This window comes from uncultured Alistipes sp., assembly GCF_963931675.1.
In the GTDB taxonomy this organism is placed as follows: Bacteria; Bacteroidota; Bacteroidia; order Bacteroidales; family Rikenellaceae; genus Alistipes.
In genome coordinates, this window is the sequence record NZ_OZ007039.1 from 2,179,871 (window position 1) to 2,195,632 (window position 15,762).

Below are 15,762 nucleotides of genomic sequence, written 5' to 3' on the forward strand. Positions count from 1 at the left end.
GGATCGGACGGCCGTTTTTTTGCGGGGGGGGCTTGGAAGCGGGCGGCACAAAAAAAGGGGGAGGCTTTGTTTGCCTGCCCCCCCCCTACACAAAAAAGGGGAAGGCCTCACTGACCCCCCCCCGCTTGTCGTTCCGGTTGTTTCCGGGACTATTCCTCGTCGCGGTACATGTGCTCGACGTAAATAGCGTGCTGCATCGCCTCGCGCTTGGCCACCGAAGGTTTGGTGAAGTACTGGCGGCGGCGGAGCTCCTTGAGGACACCCGTGCGCTCGTATTTACGTTTGAACTTTTTCAGGGCGCGTTCGATGTTTTCGCCCTCTTTTACCGGCATGATAATCATAGTATTTTCAGTTTTTTTGTTGTTTTAATCGTTGTTTTGTCAGATTGTGGCTGCGGGGGGCCGCATCTCCGATGCGCCGGTCCCTGGGGCGTGTCTACTTGTCGGTTGTTCCGCTGTCCGGCCCGAATTCCAAATAAGGGGCCAGCCGTGCTGCCTCCTTTCGGGTCATTATGTTCTGTTCGATCAACTCTTCAGCGGTGCTCCAACCTCCTTTCAACTGTCTTTGTCTCAAAATTTTTCGTAACATCGGGGCTGTAATGTAGGGATGCAGCCCCAGCGTTTTCTGGCTTGCAAAGTTAATATCAATTTTCCGAATTTTGCAACTGTCGCAGTAAATTTGTTTCAAAATTTTTTCGTAGTTGCTCTCCGTGACGCCCGGAACCTCTGCGAGTTGCTCGACGCGGACGAATCCGCCGAGGCGTTCGCGGTAGTTGAGGATCGTCACGACGGTTTTTTCTCCGATCCCGTATACGGAACGGAGGGTCGCCGAATCGGCGGCGTTGATCTCGATGGGTTGCTCGATGGGATGCGGTTTGCGTTCCGGGTAGATGAGATAGGGTCTCAGCGCTTCGGCCAGCGAATCGGTGATCAGGTAGCAGGCGCTGAACTCCTCGAAATCATAGATGCCGTTCTGGTCGCGCCAGCGGATGAACCATTCGGCTTGCCGTTTGGTCAGGGCGCCGATGGCCTGCAGGTAGCGGGCGGTTACGGTGTCGATACGGAAGGGTTGCGCGGGCAGCGGATCGGCGATGATGCGTCCGCTGCGGTATTCGCGTGGAGCGATGGCGTATTTGCGGCCGATTCGGATCCAGGGTTCGAGCCGCCGGTAGAGCGAGTCGCTGATGGCGTAGCAGAGGGTCAGCTCTTCGGGAATGCGGAAGACCTTGCCTCCGGCGCGGTATTTCAGCAGGCTCACGGCCTCGTATTTCGAGAGGCCCAGCTGGCGCAGTTCTTCGAACGTGACGGTATTGGGGTCGAAGGGGCGCATGACGATGCTGTCTGGGGCGACGGGTTGTTCGAACTCGCGTTCGATCTGCCGGGCGGCCTCCGGGTCGGCCTTCGGGCGCATGAGCAGGAGTGCGACGATCAGCAAACCGGCCAGGGGCAGGAAGACCGCCACGGCACGGATCTCACGATCGGAAAAGAGTCTGGCCATACGTTTGTTGTTTTATTGTTTGTTGGCGTGTTCGATCGCGCGTTTTACGGACCCCCAGCGGAGCAGGGCTTCGCGGGCTTCGGTCTCCGGGAGTCCGGTGCTTTGGGCCACCATGCGTGTTCCGCGGGCGATGAGTTTGTCGTTGGTGAGCTGCATGTGGACCATGCGGTTTCCCTCGACGCGCCCCAGGCGGATCATCACGGCGGTGGACAGCATGTTGAGCATCAGTTTCTGGGCCGTTCCGGCCTTCATGCGTGTGGATCCGGTGACGAATTCGGGTCCCACGACGGCTTCGAGGGCGTATTCGGCCGCGGCCGCGGCGGGTGATCCGGGGTTGCAGACCACGGCGGCGGTCAGCAGCCCCTCCTGCCGGGCTCTCCGCAGCCCGCCGATGACGTAGGGTGTGGTTCCCGATGCGGCAATCCCGACGAGCGTGTCGTCCGCCGCGGGATGATAGGGCGCCAGATCGCGCCAGGCGCCTTCCGTATCGTCTTCGGCGTGCTCCACGGCACGGCGGAGGGCGCCGTCACCCCCGGCGATCAGCCCGATTACGAGATCGAACGGCACCCCGAAGGTCGGAGGCAGTTCCGAAGCGTCCGTCACGCCGAGGCGTCCGCTGGTTCCGGCGCCGATGTAGAAGAGCCTTCCGCCGCGCCGCATCCGCTCGACGATGCGTTCGACCAGCTGCTCCATGGCGGGAATGACCTTCCGCACGGCCTCGTGCACGCGGGCATCCTCGCGGTTGATCCCGACGAGGATGTCGTGTGTGGACATCTGCTGCAGGTTATCGTATTCCGAACTCTGTTCGGTGATTCTGTTCTCCATGATGGTATGTTGCAAGCCCTTCTGCGGGCGATTCGACAATGGTTTTCACGGAATACCCTTCTGCCTCAAGCGCCTCGCGGAGCCACTTTTCGAAATGGGCGGCAACCCCTCCGACACAGGCGACGGGAATCCCGGCCGGGTACCGGCTCAGGTTCCGCCGTGCGAATTCGCGGAAGGCCCCGATGACCATCCCGTGCACCTCGGGACACGTCATGTGTGCCCGGGCGAACGGTGCGAACGAGGCGAGGAACCGGTTGGCGAAGGGTTCGCGGTAGACGCGGCGGATGATCTCCTTGTAGGAGAGCCCGGTTTCGGCGAGGAACTCCTCCCGGAGGGGGATGTGCCCCTTGAAGATGCCGTTGAGCAGCGCGCGGCCCAGGGCCGCACCGCTCCCTTCGTCGCCGAGGATGTAGCCCAGCGGGGGGACGTGCCGGACGATCTCGCCGCCGCGGCAGAGGCAGGAGTTCGAACCGGTCCCGAGGATGCAGGCGATCCCTTCGCCGCGACCCCACAGGGCCCGGGCCGCACCCGTGAGGTCCGATTCGACGGAGACCTCCTGTGTCCCGAAGTGGCGGGCGAGGAGCTGCCGGAGGCGTTCCGAGGTCTCGGGGAAGGTCCTGCCGCACCCGGCGCCGTAAAACCGCACGGCCGTGACGCTCCCGAGCCGGGGCAGTTCGGCCAGCGAGCTGCGGATCTGCTCGTCGGAGTGCTGGACGGCATTGATCCCGCGGGTGCGCATGGTGCGCATCCGGACGCCGTCGTCGGCGATCCACGTGCATTGGGTCGATCCGCTGTCTGCAAGGAGTATCATCATTCAAAGATACATATAATATATGGAATCCGGAAGTGAAAAAACGGTAACTACTTTTTTTAGTTAATAAACTATGAAAAATAGTTGCATGTGAAGATTTTTTAGTTACCTTTGTGGTGAGGGCGGAGACGAAGCGCCCGGATACGAAGAAAAGAACCGGAAAAAGAGTTCCTATGTTTACGATCCGAGTAGACCGCACCGATAGCGGATAGAAGAAAAAAGCTATCGAGATTTTGGTTAGATTAAAGCAGCCAAACCTTAACTAACTAAAATAGCGATAGCCATGAGAGGACAAAGAAACGAAATTAGTTTCAGAGGACAAAAGATTTATATAGGGATCGATGTCCATTTGAAGAGTTGGTCGGTTACGGTCTTGTCGGAGACCTCCGTGCTGAAGAAGTTTAGTCAGCATCCGAGTCCGGAAGCATTGCACGGATTTCTGGCGCGGAGTTATCCGGGAGCCGAATATCATTCGGTATACGAAGCCGGCTTCTGCGGGTTCTGGATACACGAACGGCTGACGGCATTAGGGATTGACAACATCGTGGTCAATCCGGGGGATGTTCCGACCAAGAGCAGTGAAAAGCTTCGTAAGAGTGACGCCGTGGATAGCAGCAAGCTGGCGCGGAGTTTACGAGCCAACGAACTGAAAGGCATTTACACGCCGGACAGCGCATCGTTGGAGATGCGTTCCTTGATAAGATTGAAGAACTCGATAACAAAAGACACGACGCGTCAGAAGAACCGGATCAAGTCCCAATTGCGGTATCTGGGCATTGGGATTCCACAAGAGTTCCTCGAACCGTTCTCCAACTGGTCAAAACGTTTTATTGCCTGGTTGAAGGAGGTTGAAACCCTCACACCGAGCGGGCGTCAGGCCCTCGACATTCAAATCCGGCATCTGGAGGAGCTACGCCGCCAGAAGTTGGAGATGACACGGGCTTTGCGGACATTGGCCAAGACGGACCGGTTTCGCGAACCGCTGCGGTTGATTATGACCGTTCCGGGGTTCGGACAGGCTACGGGAATGGCATTTCTTTCGGAGATATGCGACATTGCCCGTTTCCGCAATGCCGAACAACTGGCCGCCTATATCGGGATGATCCCGATGTGCCATTCCAGTGGAGAGAAAGATGGGACAGGAGACATTACCGTGCGAAGAAACGCCGTCATGCGCTGTAACCTGATAGAGGCCGCATGGGTGGCGGTACGTCAAGACCCTGCGATGAACCTGTTTTTTACTGAACAGTGCAAGCGAATGCCAAAGAGCAAGGCCATCGTAAAGGTCGCTCGCAAACTGGTCAACAGATTATACTTCGTACTCAAGCACCAGACTGATTATGTCAATAGTGTCATGTCATAGAGAAACCCTTCCGGTAAACGGATTTTCCCAGAGAGAATACTACATGATGTTTGCGGCGTTAACGTCCGCTTAAAATAGTTTGCTCCTCTGGCCTTTGTAAACTAATACAGGAACATGCGGCAGCGTGCTGACCGCTGTGGAAAGTCTGTTTACCGAAGGTTTTTTACGGGTTCTGAAATCTCGGCTTTCGAAAGGGCCAAAGGTGTTAAGCACGAAGTGTCTCCGCACCGGCTCGATCAGAGGCCGGCGGAGTCACTTGTGCCTTGACCTTTGGCCGGGAAGATCTTCAAGAAACGCAATATGTTGTTAATGAAATAAAAACAAATCTAACCAAAAACTTTGATCCAAATTTATTTGGATTGTAACTGGAAAGACGATCATGGAACGTTTGACACGCCGCGAAGAGGAGCTGATGCAATGCTTCTGGACACACGGACCGCTGTTCGTGCGGGAGCTGGTGGCGCTGGCCCCGGATCCGAAACCGCACTTCAATACGCTCTCGACAATGGTGCGGGCCCTCGAGGCGAAGGGCTATGTGGGGCATAAACCCTTCGGGAATACCTACCAGTACTATCCGCTGGTCAGCGAGCAGGAGTTTTCGCGCCGCACGCTGGGCAGCGTCATCGACCGCTATTTCGAGAAATCCTGCCTCGGGGCCGTTTCGGCCCTGGTCGAGGAGGAGCGGATCTCGGTCGAGGAGCTGCGCGAACTGATCGACCGCATCGAACACCAAAACGCCCGATAGCCATGTGTTACGAATGGACGATCTACAGCCTGAAAGTGGGGGCGTGCCTGGCGGTTTTCTACCTTTTTTTCAAACTGCTGTTGAGCCGTGAGACCTTCCACCGCTTCAACCGCATCGTGGTGCTGGGGGCGATGCTCCTCTCGTTCGTGCTGCCGCTGTGCGTGATTACGGTCTGGCGCGAACTTCCGCTGCTGCCTGCGGTCCCGGTTTTCGGGATGGACGGGGCAGCTTCCGAAACGGCTCTTCCCGCCGCACGGCCTTTCCCCTGGAAAACCCTCGTCGGGGTGCTTTTCGTGACGGGAGCCGCCGCCACCTTCCTGCATACGCTCTGGTCGCTGGGCGCGGTGATGCGGGTGATCCGCCGGGGCCGCCGCGAACGGCTGGACGACGGGACGATCCTCGTGCGCCTGCCGCAGCGCGTCACTCCGTTCAGTTGGGGCCGCTACGTCGTGATTTCCGAGGAGGACTTGGCGGAGAACGGCCCGGCGATCCTGACCCACGAACGGGCCCACGTCCGCCTGCACCATTCGGTCGACCTGCTGGTGACCGACCTGGCGGGGTGCCTGCAGTGGTTCAATCCGGCAATGTGGCTGCTGCGGCGCGAGTTGCGGGCCATCCATGAATACGAAGCCGATGCCGCCGTGCTGGCGAGCGGTGTCGATGCGAAGAGTTATCAGATGCTGCTTATAAGGAAGGCCGTTGGCGGGAGGTGGTACTCAGTCGCCAACAGCCTCAATCACAGTAAACTTAAAAACCGTATTACCATGATGTTGCGAAAGAAATCATCGCGGCGGACCGAAGCGCGTGCGCTTCTGCTGCTGCCGCTTGCCGGCCTGGCTCTGGGAGCCTTTGCCGAGACCCGTTATGTGGTTCCTGCTGCGTACAAAGATACGCAAAATCGGATTACAAAAAACGAAATGCGTGTGGAAATCGGTCCGGATACCATGATTATCCGCGGGATGAAGGCGACGACGGATCCGGAGAAGAGCCCGATGGTGATCATCAACGGCTCGAAAACCGACGCAAAGGCCCTCGACACGCTCCGTCCGGAACGGATCGCGTCGGTTTCGGTGCTGAAGGATTCGCTTTCGCGGGCCACCTACGGCGAGGAGGCGAAGAACGGTGTGATCGTCGTCACGCTGAAGAAACCGGGCGAGGCTGCTGCGGCCTCAGGGAACAATGCCTACGGTACGCAGGTGACGACCTCCCCGAACGGGAACACCATGTCCATTTCGATTTCGCGGTCTCCCTCGCAGGCGTCGCTCTCGACTTCGGGGCTTGAGGGTAATCCGGTGATTGTGGTCGACGGGGAGCGCTATTCGGGCAGTCTCAACGATCTCGACGTGCAGCAGATCCGGAGCATGTCGGTCTACAAGGGCAATATTCCCGAGAAGTACCGCCAATACCTCGGTCCGGAGAACGAGGGTGTGATCGAGATCATCACGAAACGTGCGGTGCAGTCGGCCGAGAAGCTCCGGAACTACTTCCAGAGCGACGAATGGAAGCAGATGCAGCAGAAGTTGGTCCAGTCGGAGAAGTATTTCGAGAGCGAGGAGTGGAAGCGGGCGCAAAAGCGGCTCTCCGAGGTCTCGGATGCTTCGGATTCCTATTTCCGGAGCGAGGAGTGGAAGCGGGCGCAGATGGAGCTCTCCGAGCTGGGCTCCTATTTCGAGAGCGAGGAGTGGAAGAACGCGCAGCAGAAACTGCAAAACCTCGACGACCTGAATCTCCGCGGAAAGGCGATTGTCATGTACAGGACGGATGCGGAGGATGCCGGAACGTCGGTTCCCTACAATACGGTTGTCGGAGGCCGGGGCGGCATGGTGGTCACGGGGCCGGAGGTGATGTCGAAGAGCCGTTCCGACGACAATGGCTCGGTCACGGTGGCCAAGGGGCGCGTGATGGCCGACTTTTCGGAGATCGACGAGTCGGAGTATCAGATCGAAATCAACGGCAAACCCGCCGCCAAGTCCGATCTGGAGCGGATCGAACCGGGGAAGATCCGGCGCGTAGAGTTGATCCGCAACGACGCGACGCCCGGCAAACAGGGCATCCTGCGGGTCCGGACGCGCAAATAGCGGCTTTCGGGCAGACCTTAAGCGATAAAAAGTCCCGAGAGGCGGAACGGTTCGTACCGTTCCGCCTCTCGTTTTGTTTTTAGCCTTGCCTGCCCCCCCCCTGTTTTGCTGTGTTTGCCGTGTTCCTGACTTGAATCCGGCCCGGTCGGGCCTCTCCGGATTCCGGGTTATTCGAAATCGACGATCTCGGGACGGGTCGGGCGGTAGCGGTACTGCTCCAGACTGGTGGGGTTCGAGAGCCGGAAATATTCGCAGTCGACAAGTCCGTGTTTCCCGAATGCGATGCCGAGGCGGATCTGGACGGTATTGAAAACGAGCCGTTCGTTTCGGAGCCGGACGCCGAATCCGAACGAGGTGAAGAAGTTGTTCTTGAAGATGTTGGGCGAATAGCCGAGGAGCCCGAAATCCGCGAATCCGAAGACCGCGATGCGGAAACCCAGCGGCTGATAGGGGGTGAATACCACGGTTTCGGTATTGAGGATCATGCGGTTGGTGCCGATTGCATACTCCTTGAGGGCCTGGAGGCCGTTCGTGGAGGTGAATCGGATGCTTTCGTCGCTTCCTTCCCAACGGTTCCAACCCTGGGTGTAGTTGAGCGTGAGGAACTGCCGGATGCGGCTTCGCCGGAAGAGGAAGAGGTTCGAGAACCAGCGCAGGTCGACGTCTACGGCGCTTCGATGCCACATTTTGTTGTCCGGGTCGATGTAGCTTCCGAGCGTAGCGCCTCCCATGATGTAGCCGATGGGGCAGAAACCTCCGGCCTCGCAGGTTACTCCGAAGTAGACGGCATCGGAGAACTCGCCCCAGGTGTAACCGGAGGTCACTTCGGCCTTGTATCCTGCGGCGAGGTACTCGCGGCGTCCGAATCCGTAGATCATGTTGGCGGAGTAGAACTTTTCGCGGTAAAGTCCCAAACCCACGAGCAGGGCATCCTGATCGTGGAGTGCGGGGTTGTAGCGGGGTCCGACCTCGGGGCGTCGGCTGACGCGGCTGTAGTTGTACCGTCCCGTGAGGTAGATGCTGGACCCTATTTTCCGCAGGAAATGCGAATAGCCTCCCCAGGCATCGAGGTTTCGCTCCTTGACGAGCAGCGAGGTGTCCTGCTCGATCATGTATCGCTTGTCCTTGATGTCGTTGTAGGTGAGACCGATTTCGTAGTCGGTGGGTCTGATGAACTCCTTGCGGAGCCCGAGGTCGAGCGTCGAACTGTAGAAACTGCGTCCGGCATTGAAATTTGCGGTGTAGAAGGTCCCCAGTACGTTTGGGATTTCGTACTCGACCATGTTCCCGCCGTAGGAGAAGTCGTTGCGGGAGAAGTTGGTCATGACCTTGAGGCTGTTTCCGGTACCGAGGATGTTGGCATCGGAGAGTCCGACCATCGTGCGGCCTTCGGAGTGCAGGGCACCGTCGGCGGAGATGGTCCAGCTGTCGCGGGTCGTAATCCGGAGATTGACGCGCGTGGAGTCGATCGAGTCGGGTTTTACATCGATTTCTATATCGGCGATGTAGTCCCGGGATCGGAGGAGCTGTTTGGTTCGGACGATGAGTTGCGGATCGAGTTCCTCTCCGGGTTTGAAGAGGAGGTCGCGGCGGATGACCCGTTCACGTGTCAGCATGTGTGTTTTGTTGGCCGTTCGTTCGAGCCATTTGCCTCCGGGATCGAACACCTGTTTGCGGTCGATGGTGATTTCTCCGATTGTTTTTCCGGTGAAGGGAGCGAGTTGTTTCGTTTCATCGAGGACCTGTCCGTTCGAGGTCGTATCGAGCACGGGTTTCACGAAGATCATCCTGTACAGCATTCTGGGTATGGCCCGGCGGCTGGTTTTGGATTCGATGCTGTCGTAGAGCCTGTTGTTTCGGGCTCGGGCGTCGGGGCTCCGGATTTGGGCGCTGTCGGGCGTGAACCGGTCCGGGGTTTGCATACCGGGTCGCATACCGGGTCCTGCCGACGGAATCGCGGATGGGCTCGCCGCGGAAACAGACGCTACGATTCCCGCGAGGATCAGGATCAGCAGGAGTATGGGTATACGGAAATTTTGGATGATCATGTGTCAAAGATAACGCAAAAATCCCGGAAAACGTATGGAAAAAAACGCTTGCCGGGCTTTCCCGCATATAAAAAAAGGTTCACCCTGCGGTGGACCTTTTTTGTGGAAGAATGATTTTCGGATTGCGGGGGAGCATCCTGAGGGAACCTTTTTCCGGGCTTTCGATCGTCCCGGCCTTGGCTCTGGTCCGGCCTTGGCTACGTTCCGTCTTCGCCTGGCCCCGGTCTCAGCCTTGTCCCGTCCGTCGCTCCGTCCCGGTCTCAGCCTTGCCTGTCCTTCGCCTGAACCCGGTCTCTCTCCTCTTTTCTCTCTCCCGGTCTCTCTCTTCCTCCTCTCTTCTCTCGCCCCCCCCGGAAATTATTTGCGGCCCTCTTTGGCTTCGATGCACTCCGTGGCGTGGGGAACCTTCATCAGACGCTCCTTGGGAATCAGTTTTCCCGTGGTCTTGCAGATTCCGTAGGTCTTGTTCTCGATGCGCACGAGCGCCATTTCGAGGTTGCGGATGAACTTCATCTGATGGGCCGCGAGACGCCCGCTCTCCTCTTTGGAAAGGGTCGCTGCACCCTCTTCCAGCACCTTGAAGGTCGGGGAGGTATCTTCGGTATCGTTGTCGGCCGTGTGCGTGATCGTGGCGCGGAGCAATTCGTAGTCCGCGCGCGCGTTTTCGAGCTTTTTCAGGATAAGCTGCTTGAACTCTTCGAGTTCGGCATCACTGTATCGGGTTCTTTCGTCTGCCATGGTCGTGTCCTCTCTTTTTGGTTTTATGTAAAATTAAACAATATTTCCGATATAACCAAATTTTCTTGAGAAACTCGAACCCGCACAACACCTGAATCGGACCCCTACATCTTCGTAACGGCAATCCGCAGAGGCTCTTCGTCGACTTCGGATTCGACTACGAAAGTTCCGGCGGGTTCTGCCGCGGCCTTGACCTCGACGGCGAGGGTCTGGGAGGCGATGTAGTCTGCGAATTGCGCAATCGCCTCGACGACGAATGGCTTCCGTTCGATCTCGACGCGGATCTTGTCGGTGACCTCGAATCCGGAATCCTTGCGGATGTTCTGAATTCGGTTGATCAACTCGCGGGCCATCCCTTCGGCCTTCAGCTCCTCGGTGACGGTGATGTCGAGCGCGACGGTGAGTTTCCCTTCCGATGCGACGAGCCATCCGGGCATGTCCTCGGAGGTGATTTCGAAGTCGGCGGGCGTCACGACGATCTTCTCCCCGGCGATGTCGAGTACGGTTTCGGGTGCGGCTTCGATTTCTGCGATCTGCTCCTGGGAGAATCCGGCCACCAGGGCGGCGATCTGCTTCATCTGCTTCCCGTAGCGCGGGCCGAGGGTCTTGAAGTTGGGTTTGATGCGCTTTGTGATGACTCCTGCGGTGTTCTCGATGAGTTCGATCTCCTTGACGTTCACCTCGCTCATGATGAGATTCCTGACGGCGGCGATCTGCCCGGCCATGGCGGGGTCGAGCACCGGGATGAGGATCTTCATCAGGGGTTGGCGCACCTTGATCGAGACCTTGCGGCGCAGGGCCAGCACCATCGAGGAGACCTTCTGTGCGAGGTCCATGCGCTCTTCGAGGCTGTTGTCGATCAGCGAGAGGTCGGCCTTGGGGAAGGTCGAGAGGTGTACGGACTCATCGGTGTGGCGGCCGCTCACGGCGTTCAGGTCGCAGAAGATGCGGTCGGTGATGAACGGTGCGAAGGGGGCCGCGAGCATCACGACGGTCTCCAGACAGGTGTAGAGCGTCTGATAGGCCGCGAGTTTGTCCTCGGACATGCCGCCGCCCCAGAAGCGCTTGCGGTTGAGGCGGACGTACCAGTTCGAGAGGTTTTCGCCGACGAACTCCTGGATGGCGCGGGCCGCAGGCGTCGGGTCGTAATTTTCGAGCGATTCGGTCACCTCCTTGACGAGCGTGTTGAGCAGCGAGATGATCCAGCGGTCGATTTCGGGTCGTTTCTCCATCGGCACCTCGGGTTCCCGGCCGGTGAATCCGTCGACGTTGGCGTAGAGCGCGAAGAACGAATAGGTGTTGTAGAGGGTTCCGAAGAACTTGCGGCGCACCTCGTCCACACCGTCACGGTCGAACTTGAGGTTGTCCCAGGGCTGGGAGTTGGAGATCATGTACCAGCGGGTTGCGTCGGGACCGTAGGTGTCGAGCACCTCGAAGGGGTCGACGGCATTCCCCAACCGCTTGGACATCTTGTTTCCGTTCTTGTCGAGCACCAGTCCGTTGGAGATGATGTTCCGGAATGCCACCGAGTCGAACAACATCGAGGCGATGGCGTGCAGCGTGAAGAACCATCCGCGGGTCTGGTCGACACCCTCGGCGATGAAGTCGGCGGGATAGACCTCCCCGAACTTCTCCCTGTTTTCGAACGGGTAGTGGACCTGGGCATAGGGCATGGCTCCCGAATCGAACCAGACATCGATCAGGTCGGGTTCGCGGCGCATGGGCTCGCCCTTTGACGAGACGAGCACGATCGAATCGACGTAGGGACGGTGCAGGTCGATGCGGTCCGTGGAGTAGTTCTCCTTCGACATGTCGCCGACCTTGAAATTTTCATAAGGGTTGTGCTGCATCACACCGGCCTGGATTGATTTTTCGATCTCGGCCATGAGCTCCTCGACCGAACCGATGCACTTCAGCTCCGAACGGTCCTCGGTGGCCCAGATCGGGAGCGGCGTGCCCCAGAAGCGCGAACGCGAGAGGTTCCAGTCGTTGAGGTTTTCGAGCCACTTGCCGAAGCGTCCCGTTCCGGTCGATTCGGGTTTCCAGCGGATCGTGCGGTTCAGCTCGATCATGCGCTCCTTGCAGGCCGTCGTGCGGATGAACCACGAGTCGAGCGGGTAGTAGAGCACGGGTTTGTCCGTTCGCCAGCAATGGGGGTAGTTGTGGACGTGCTTCTCGATCTTGAAGGCCAACCCGGCGGCCTTCAACTTCATGCAGATGTAGATGTCGAGCGACTCGGCAGCCTGTGCGGCCTTTTCGTCGTACTTGCCGTCGACGGTGAACTGCGGATCGTAGGCGTTCTTGACCCAGCGGCCCTCGTACTCCCTGTAGGCCTCGACATCGACGCACTCGCTCACGAAACGCTCGTCCAACTCGTCGAGGAGGTAGAATTTTCCGGTGAGGTCGACCATCGGCCGGGTCTCACCCTTTTTGTTGATCATGAAGAGCGAGGGGATCCCGGCGGCGCGGGCGACGAAGGCGTCGTCGGCACCGAATGTCGGGGCGATGTGTACGATACCGGTACCGTCCTCGGTGGTCACATAGTCGCCCGCGATGACACGGAACGCCTTTGTGGAGGCCTCCTTCCAGTTTCCGTCGGCATCCATCTCGACGGGCTTGACCCAGGGCAGCAGCTGTTCGTACTCCATGCCGACCAGTTCGGGGCCCTTCCACTCGCCGACCACCTCATAGGGGACGAGTTTGTCGCCGGGCTTGTAGTCTTCCAGCGCGATGCCTTCGGCCTTCTTGTTGAAGTGTGCGTTCAGGAGGGCCTTGGCCACCACGGCGGTCATCTTCTCACCGGTATAGGGGTTGTAGCTGCGCACGGCCACGTAGTCGATTTTCGGGCCGACGCAGAGGGCCGTATTCGAGGGCAGGGTCCAGGGCGTGGTGGTCCAGGCCAGGAAGACAGGGGTTCCCCAGCCCTCCATTTCGGGCTTGGGGTTGCGGATGCGGAACTGTGCCACGACCGTCGTATCCTTGACGTCGCGGTAGCAGCCGGGCTGGTTCAGCTCGTGGGTCGAGAGCCCGGTTCCGGCCGCGGGCGAGTAGGGCTGAATGGTGTAGCCCTTGTAGAGCAGTCCCTTGTCGTAGAGCTGCTTGAGGAGCCACCACAGCGACTCGATGTACTTGTTGTCGTAGGTGATGTAGGGGTCGTCCATGTTGACCCAGTATCCCATCTTTCGGGTCAGGTTCTCCCACATGTCGGTGAACTCCATGACGGCTTCGCGGCAGGTGCGGTTGTACTCCTCGATGGAGATCTTCTTGCCGATATCCTCCTTGGTGATTCCGAGTTTCTTCTCGACGCCCAGTTCGACGGGCAGTCCGTGTGTATCCCATCCGGCCTTGCGGTGTACGAGGTATCCCTGCTGGGTTTTGTAGCGGCAGAATACGTCCTTGATGGTACGGGCCAGGACGTGATGGATGCCGGGCATCCCGTTTGCCGAGGGGGGACCCTCGTAGAATACGAATGTCGGATGCCCCTCACGGGTTTCGATGCTTTTGTGGAAGGTGTCGCGGGCATCCCATTCTCCGAGCACGTCGGCGGCGGTGCCTGCCAGGTCGAGTCCTTTATACTCCTTGAACTTCATATCGGTAAGAAAAAATTTTCGCAGCATGTTGACAACCCGCAAAGATAGTAAAAAGATTGAAAAACCTTGCATTTTTGCGATGATTCCGAATTTCGGGAGGTTGAGAAACGGCAATCCGGGCCTTTTCCCGTGGGAGAAAGAGGCCCGGATTCCGGATTTCGGGGCTCGGGGGCGGGTCAGCCGAAGGACTGCATTTCGATGAGTTTGGCGTAGATGCCGTTCCGGGCCATGAGCTCGGTGTGGGTGCCCTGCTCGGCGATGCGGCCGTGGTCGACGACGATGATCTGGTCGGCGTTGTGGATCGTCGACAGCCGGTGTGCGATGACCACCGAGGTGCGGCCCTTGAGCAGCTTGTTCAGTGCATCCTGCACGAGTTTCTCGCTCTCGGTGTCGAGGGCCGAGGTGGCCTCGTCGAGAATCAGGATGTCGGGATTCTTCAGCACGGCGCGGGCGATCGAGAGGCGCTGGCGCTGGCCTCCGGAGAGTTTTGTCCCGCGGTCGCCGATGTTGGTGTCGTAACCTTCGGGGCATTCGCGGATGAAGTCGTCGGCATTGGCCACGCGGGCGGCCTCGACAATCTCTTCGTGCGAAGCGCCGCGGCGACCCATTCCGATGTTGTTCTCGATGGTGTCGTTGAAGAGCACGGTATCCTGAGCCACGACGCTCATGTGTGCTCGGACGCTCTCCTGCGAGTAGTCGCGCAGCGAGACCCCGTCGATGAGGATTTCGCCGCTCGTGGGGTCGTAGAAGCGGGGCAGGAGCTCGCTGAGCGTCGACTTGCCGCCACCCGAAGGTCCGACCAGCGCGACGGTCTGCCCGCGGCGGATCTCGAACGAAATGCCGTCGATCACCTCGCGCGAACCGTCGTAGGTAAAGTGTACGTTGCGGAATTCGATCTTGTCCTTGAGGCCGGTAAGTTCGCGGGCGTCGGGTTTGTCCTGGATTTCGGGTTTGGTGTCGATGATCGAGAAGATGCGTTCCCCGGCGGCGATACCCTGGTTGATGTTCGCGAACTGGTCGATGAACGTGCGCACGGGGCGTGTGATCTGGGAGAAGATGGCCACGAAGGCGATGAACCCTCCGGGGTCGAGCGACCCGGCGGCGACGAGCGAGCCTCCGAATACGAGGATCACGCCGACGGCCGTGATGCCGAGGAATTCGCTCATGGGCGAGGCGAGCTGCTGGCGGCGGGCCATCGAGAGGGTGAGCCGTGCGAGGTCTTCGCTGATGTCGTAGTATTTCTGCTTGATGTATTCGGTTGCGTTGTAGCTCTTGATGACCTTGATACCCGCGAGGGATTCGTCGAGCGTGGCGACCATCTCGCCCATGCGCTGCTGGTTGGTGCGGGCGGGGTGCCGGAGTTTCTTGACGATGCTGCCGATGAGCAGGGCCACGACGGGGAGGAAGAACACCGAGAATACGGCGAGCTCCCACGAGATGGCGATCATCATGACGATGTAACCGATGATGAGGAAGGGCTCCCGGAAGGAGACCTGGAGGGTATTGGTGATGCAGAACTGGACGACTCCGACGTCGGAGGTGATTTTGGAGATGATATCGCCTTTCCGCTGGTCGGAGAAGTACCCGACGTTCATGTCCATGACGCGGGAGAACATTTCGTTGCGCATTTTCTGGAGTGTTCGGGTGCGCATGTTCTCCATGGTCCAGGCACCGAGGTAGCGGAAGAGGTTGCTCAGGAAGCTGATGCAGATGGCGACGATGGCCAGGAGCAGGAGGACGTTCTGCCGATCGTACTCCTGGAACACGTGGGAGTAGGTGAAGTTGAAGAGGGCTGTCAGGTACTCCTGGTTGAACTCCACGGGAGGCAGTTTTTCGACATACTCAAAGGAGTAGTTCGCGTCGAACATGGTGTTCAGGATCGGGATGATCAGCATGAACGTCAGGGAGTTGAACAGCGCGTAGAGGAGCGAGTAGAAGAAATAGGGTATGGCGTATTTCTTGATCGGCCGGGCGAAGCCCAACAACCGCATGTAAGTCTTGAACATTCCGTAAGGTTTGGAGTTTGCGCAATCTCACAGCCGGGCCGGTTTTTCCTGTTGCGAAGTG

The 15,762-nt window shown here is 58.7% G+C and carries 11 protein-coding genes; 3 read left to right on the forward strand and 8 right to left on the reverse strand.

All coding sequences use genetic code 11. The features are described 5' to 3' along the window. Positions 1–149: 149 nt before the first annotated feature. The 4 genes from rpsU to ABGT65_RS09260 form a co-directional block, all read right to left on the reverse strand. Positions 150–341, reverse strand: a complete 192-nt coding sequence (rpsU, locus tag ABGT65_RS09245; protein ID WP_087261045.1) for a 30S ribosomal protein S21 — start codon at positions 339–341, stop codon at positions 150–152. Positions 342–435: 94 nt separating this feature from the next. Beyond that, positions 436–1,497 carry a helix-hairpin-helix domain-containing protein gene (locus ABGT65_RS09250; protein WP_346701575.1) on the reverse strand — a complete coding sequence of 354 codons (1,062 nt, stop codon included), beginning with the start codon at positions 1,495–1,497 and terminating at the stop codon, positions 436–438. Positions 1,498–1,509: 12 nt separating this feature from the next. Continuing rightward, positions 1,510–2,322 (reverse strand): N-acetylmuramic acid 6-phosphate etherase, encoded by an 813-nt coding sequence (gene murQ / locus ABGT65_RS09255; RefSeq protein WP_346701577.1) that lies wholly within the window; start codon positions 2,320–2,322, stop codon positions 1,510–1,512. Continuing rightward, positions 2,282–3,136: an ATPase gene (locus ABGT65_RS09260; RefSeq protein ID WP_346701579.1), complete on the reverse strand. Its 855-nt coding sequence runs from the start codon at positions 3,134–3,136 to the stop codon at positions 2,282–2,284. Before ABGT65_RS09260 ends, murQ begins: the two co-directional genes overlap by 41 nt. 280 nt (positions 3,137–3,416) lie before the next feature. Between ABGT65_RS09260 and ABGT65_RS09265 the strand changes: the two genes are divergently transcribed. The 3 genes from ABGT65_RS09265 to ABGT65_RS09275 all read left to right on the forward strand — a co-directional run bounded on the left by ABGT65_RS09265 (position 3,417) and on the right by ABGT65_RS09275 (position 7,319). After that, positions 3,417–4,496, forward strand: a complete 1,080-nt coding sequence (locus tag ABGT65_RS09265; protein WP_087309029.1) for an IS110 family transposase — start codon at positions 3,417–3,419, stop codon at positions 4,494–4,496. A gap of 379 nt (positions 4,497–4,875) precedes the next feature. Next, on the forward strand, positions 4,876–5,241 hold the full coding sequence (locus tag ABGT65_RS09270) for a BlaI/MecI/CopY family transcriptional regulator (RefSeq protein ID WP_346701581.1): 366 nt from the start codon (positions 4,876–4,878) through the stop codon (positions 5,239–5,241). A 2-nt stretch (positions 5,242–5,243) separates the two neighbouring features. After that, positions 5,244–7,319 carry a M56 family metallopeptidase gene (locus ABGT65_RS09275; RefSeq protein ID WP_346701583.1) on the forward strand — a complete coding sequence of 692 codons (2,076 nt, stop codon included), beginning with the start codon at positions 5,244–5,246 and terminating at the stop codon, positions 7,317–7,319. Between the two features lie 167 nt (positions 7,320–7,486). Here the strand turns inward: ABGT65_RS09275 and ABGT65_RS09280 are convergent, their stop codons facing one another. From ABGT65_RS09280 to ABGT65_RS09295, 4 genes are all read right to left on the reverse strand, one after another. After that, entirely contained in the window at positions 7,487–9,241 is a 1,755-nt protein-coding gene (locus tag ABGT65_RS09280) for a hypothetical protein (RefSeq protein WP_346701585.1), read from the reverse strand. A 483-nt stretch (positions 9,242–9,724) separates the two neighbouring features. After that, complete coding sequence (locus tag ABGT65_RS09285; RefSeq protein ID WP_346701587.1) at positions 9,725–10,105, reverse strand: TraR/DksA C4-type zinc finger protein; 381 nt, start codon at positions 10,103–10,105, stop codon at positions 9,725–9,727. Between the two features lie 104 nt (positions 10,106–10,209). Further along, positions 10,210–13,695, reverse strand: a complete 3,486-nt coding sequence (gene ileS / locus ABGT65_RS09290) for an isoleucine--tRNA ligase (protein WP_346701589.1) — start codon at positions 13,693–13,695, stop codon at positions 10,210–10,212. 176 nt (positions 13,696–13,871) lie between these two features. Further along, entirely contained in the window at positions 13,872–15,701 is a 1,830-nt protein-coding gene (locus tag ABGT65_RS09295) for an ABC transporter ATP-binding protein (protein WP_346701591.1), read from the reverse strand. Positions 15,702–15,762: the final 61 nt, after the last annotated feature.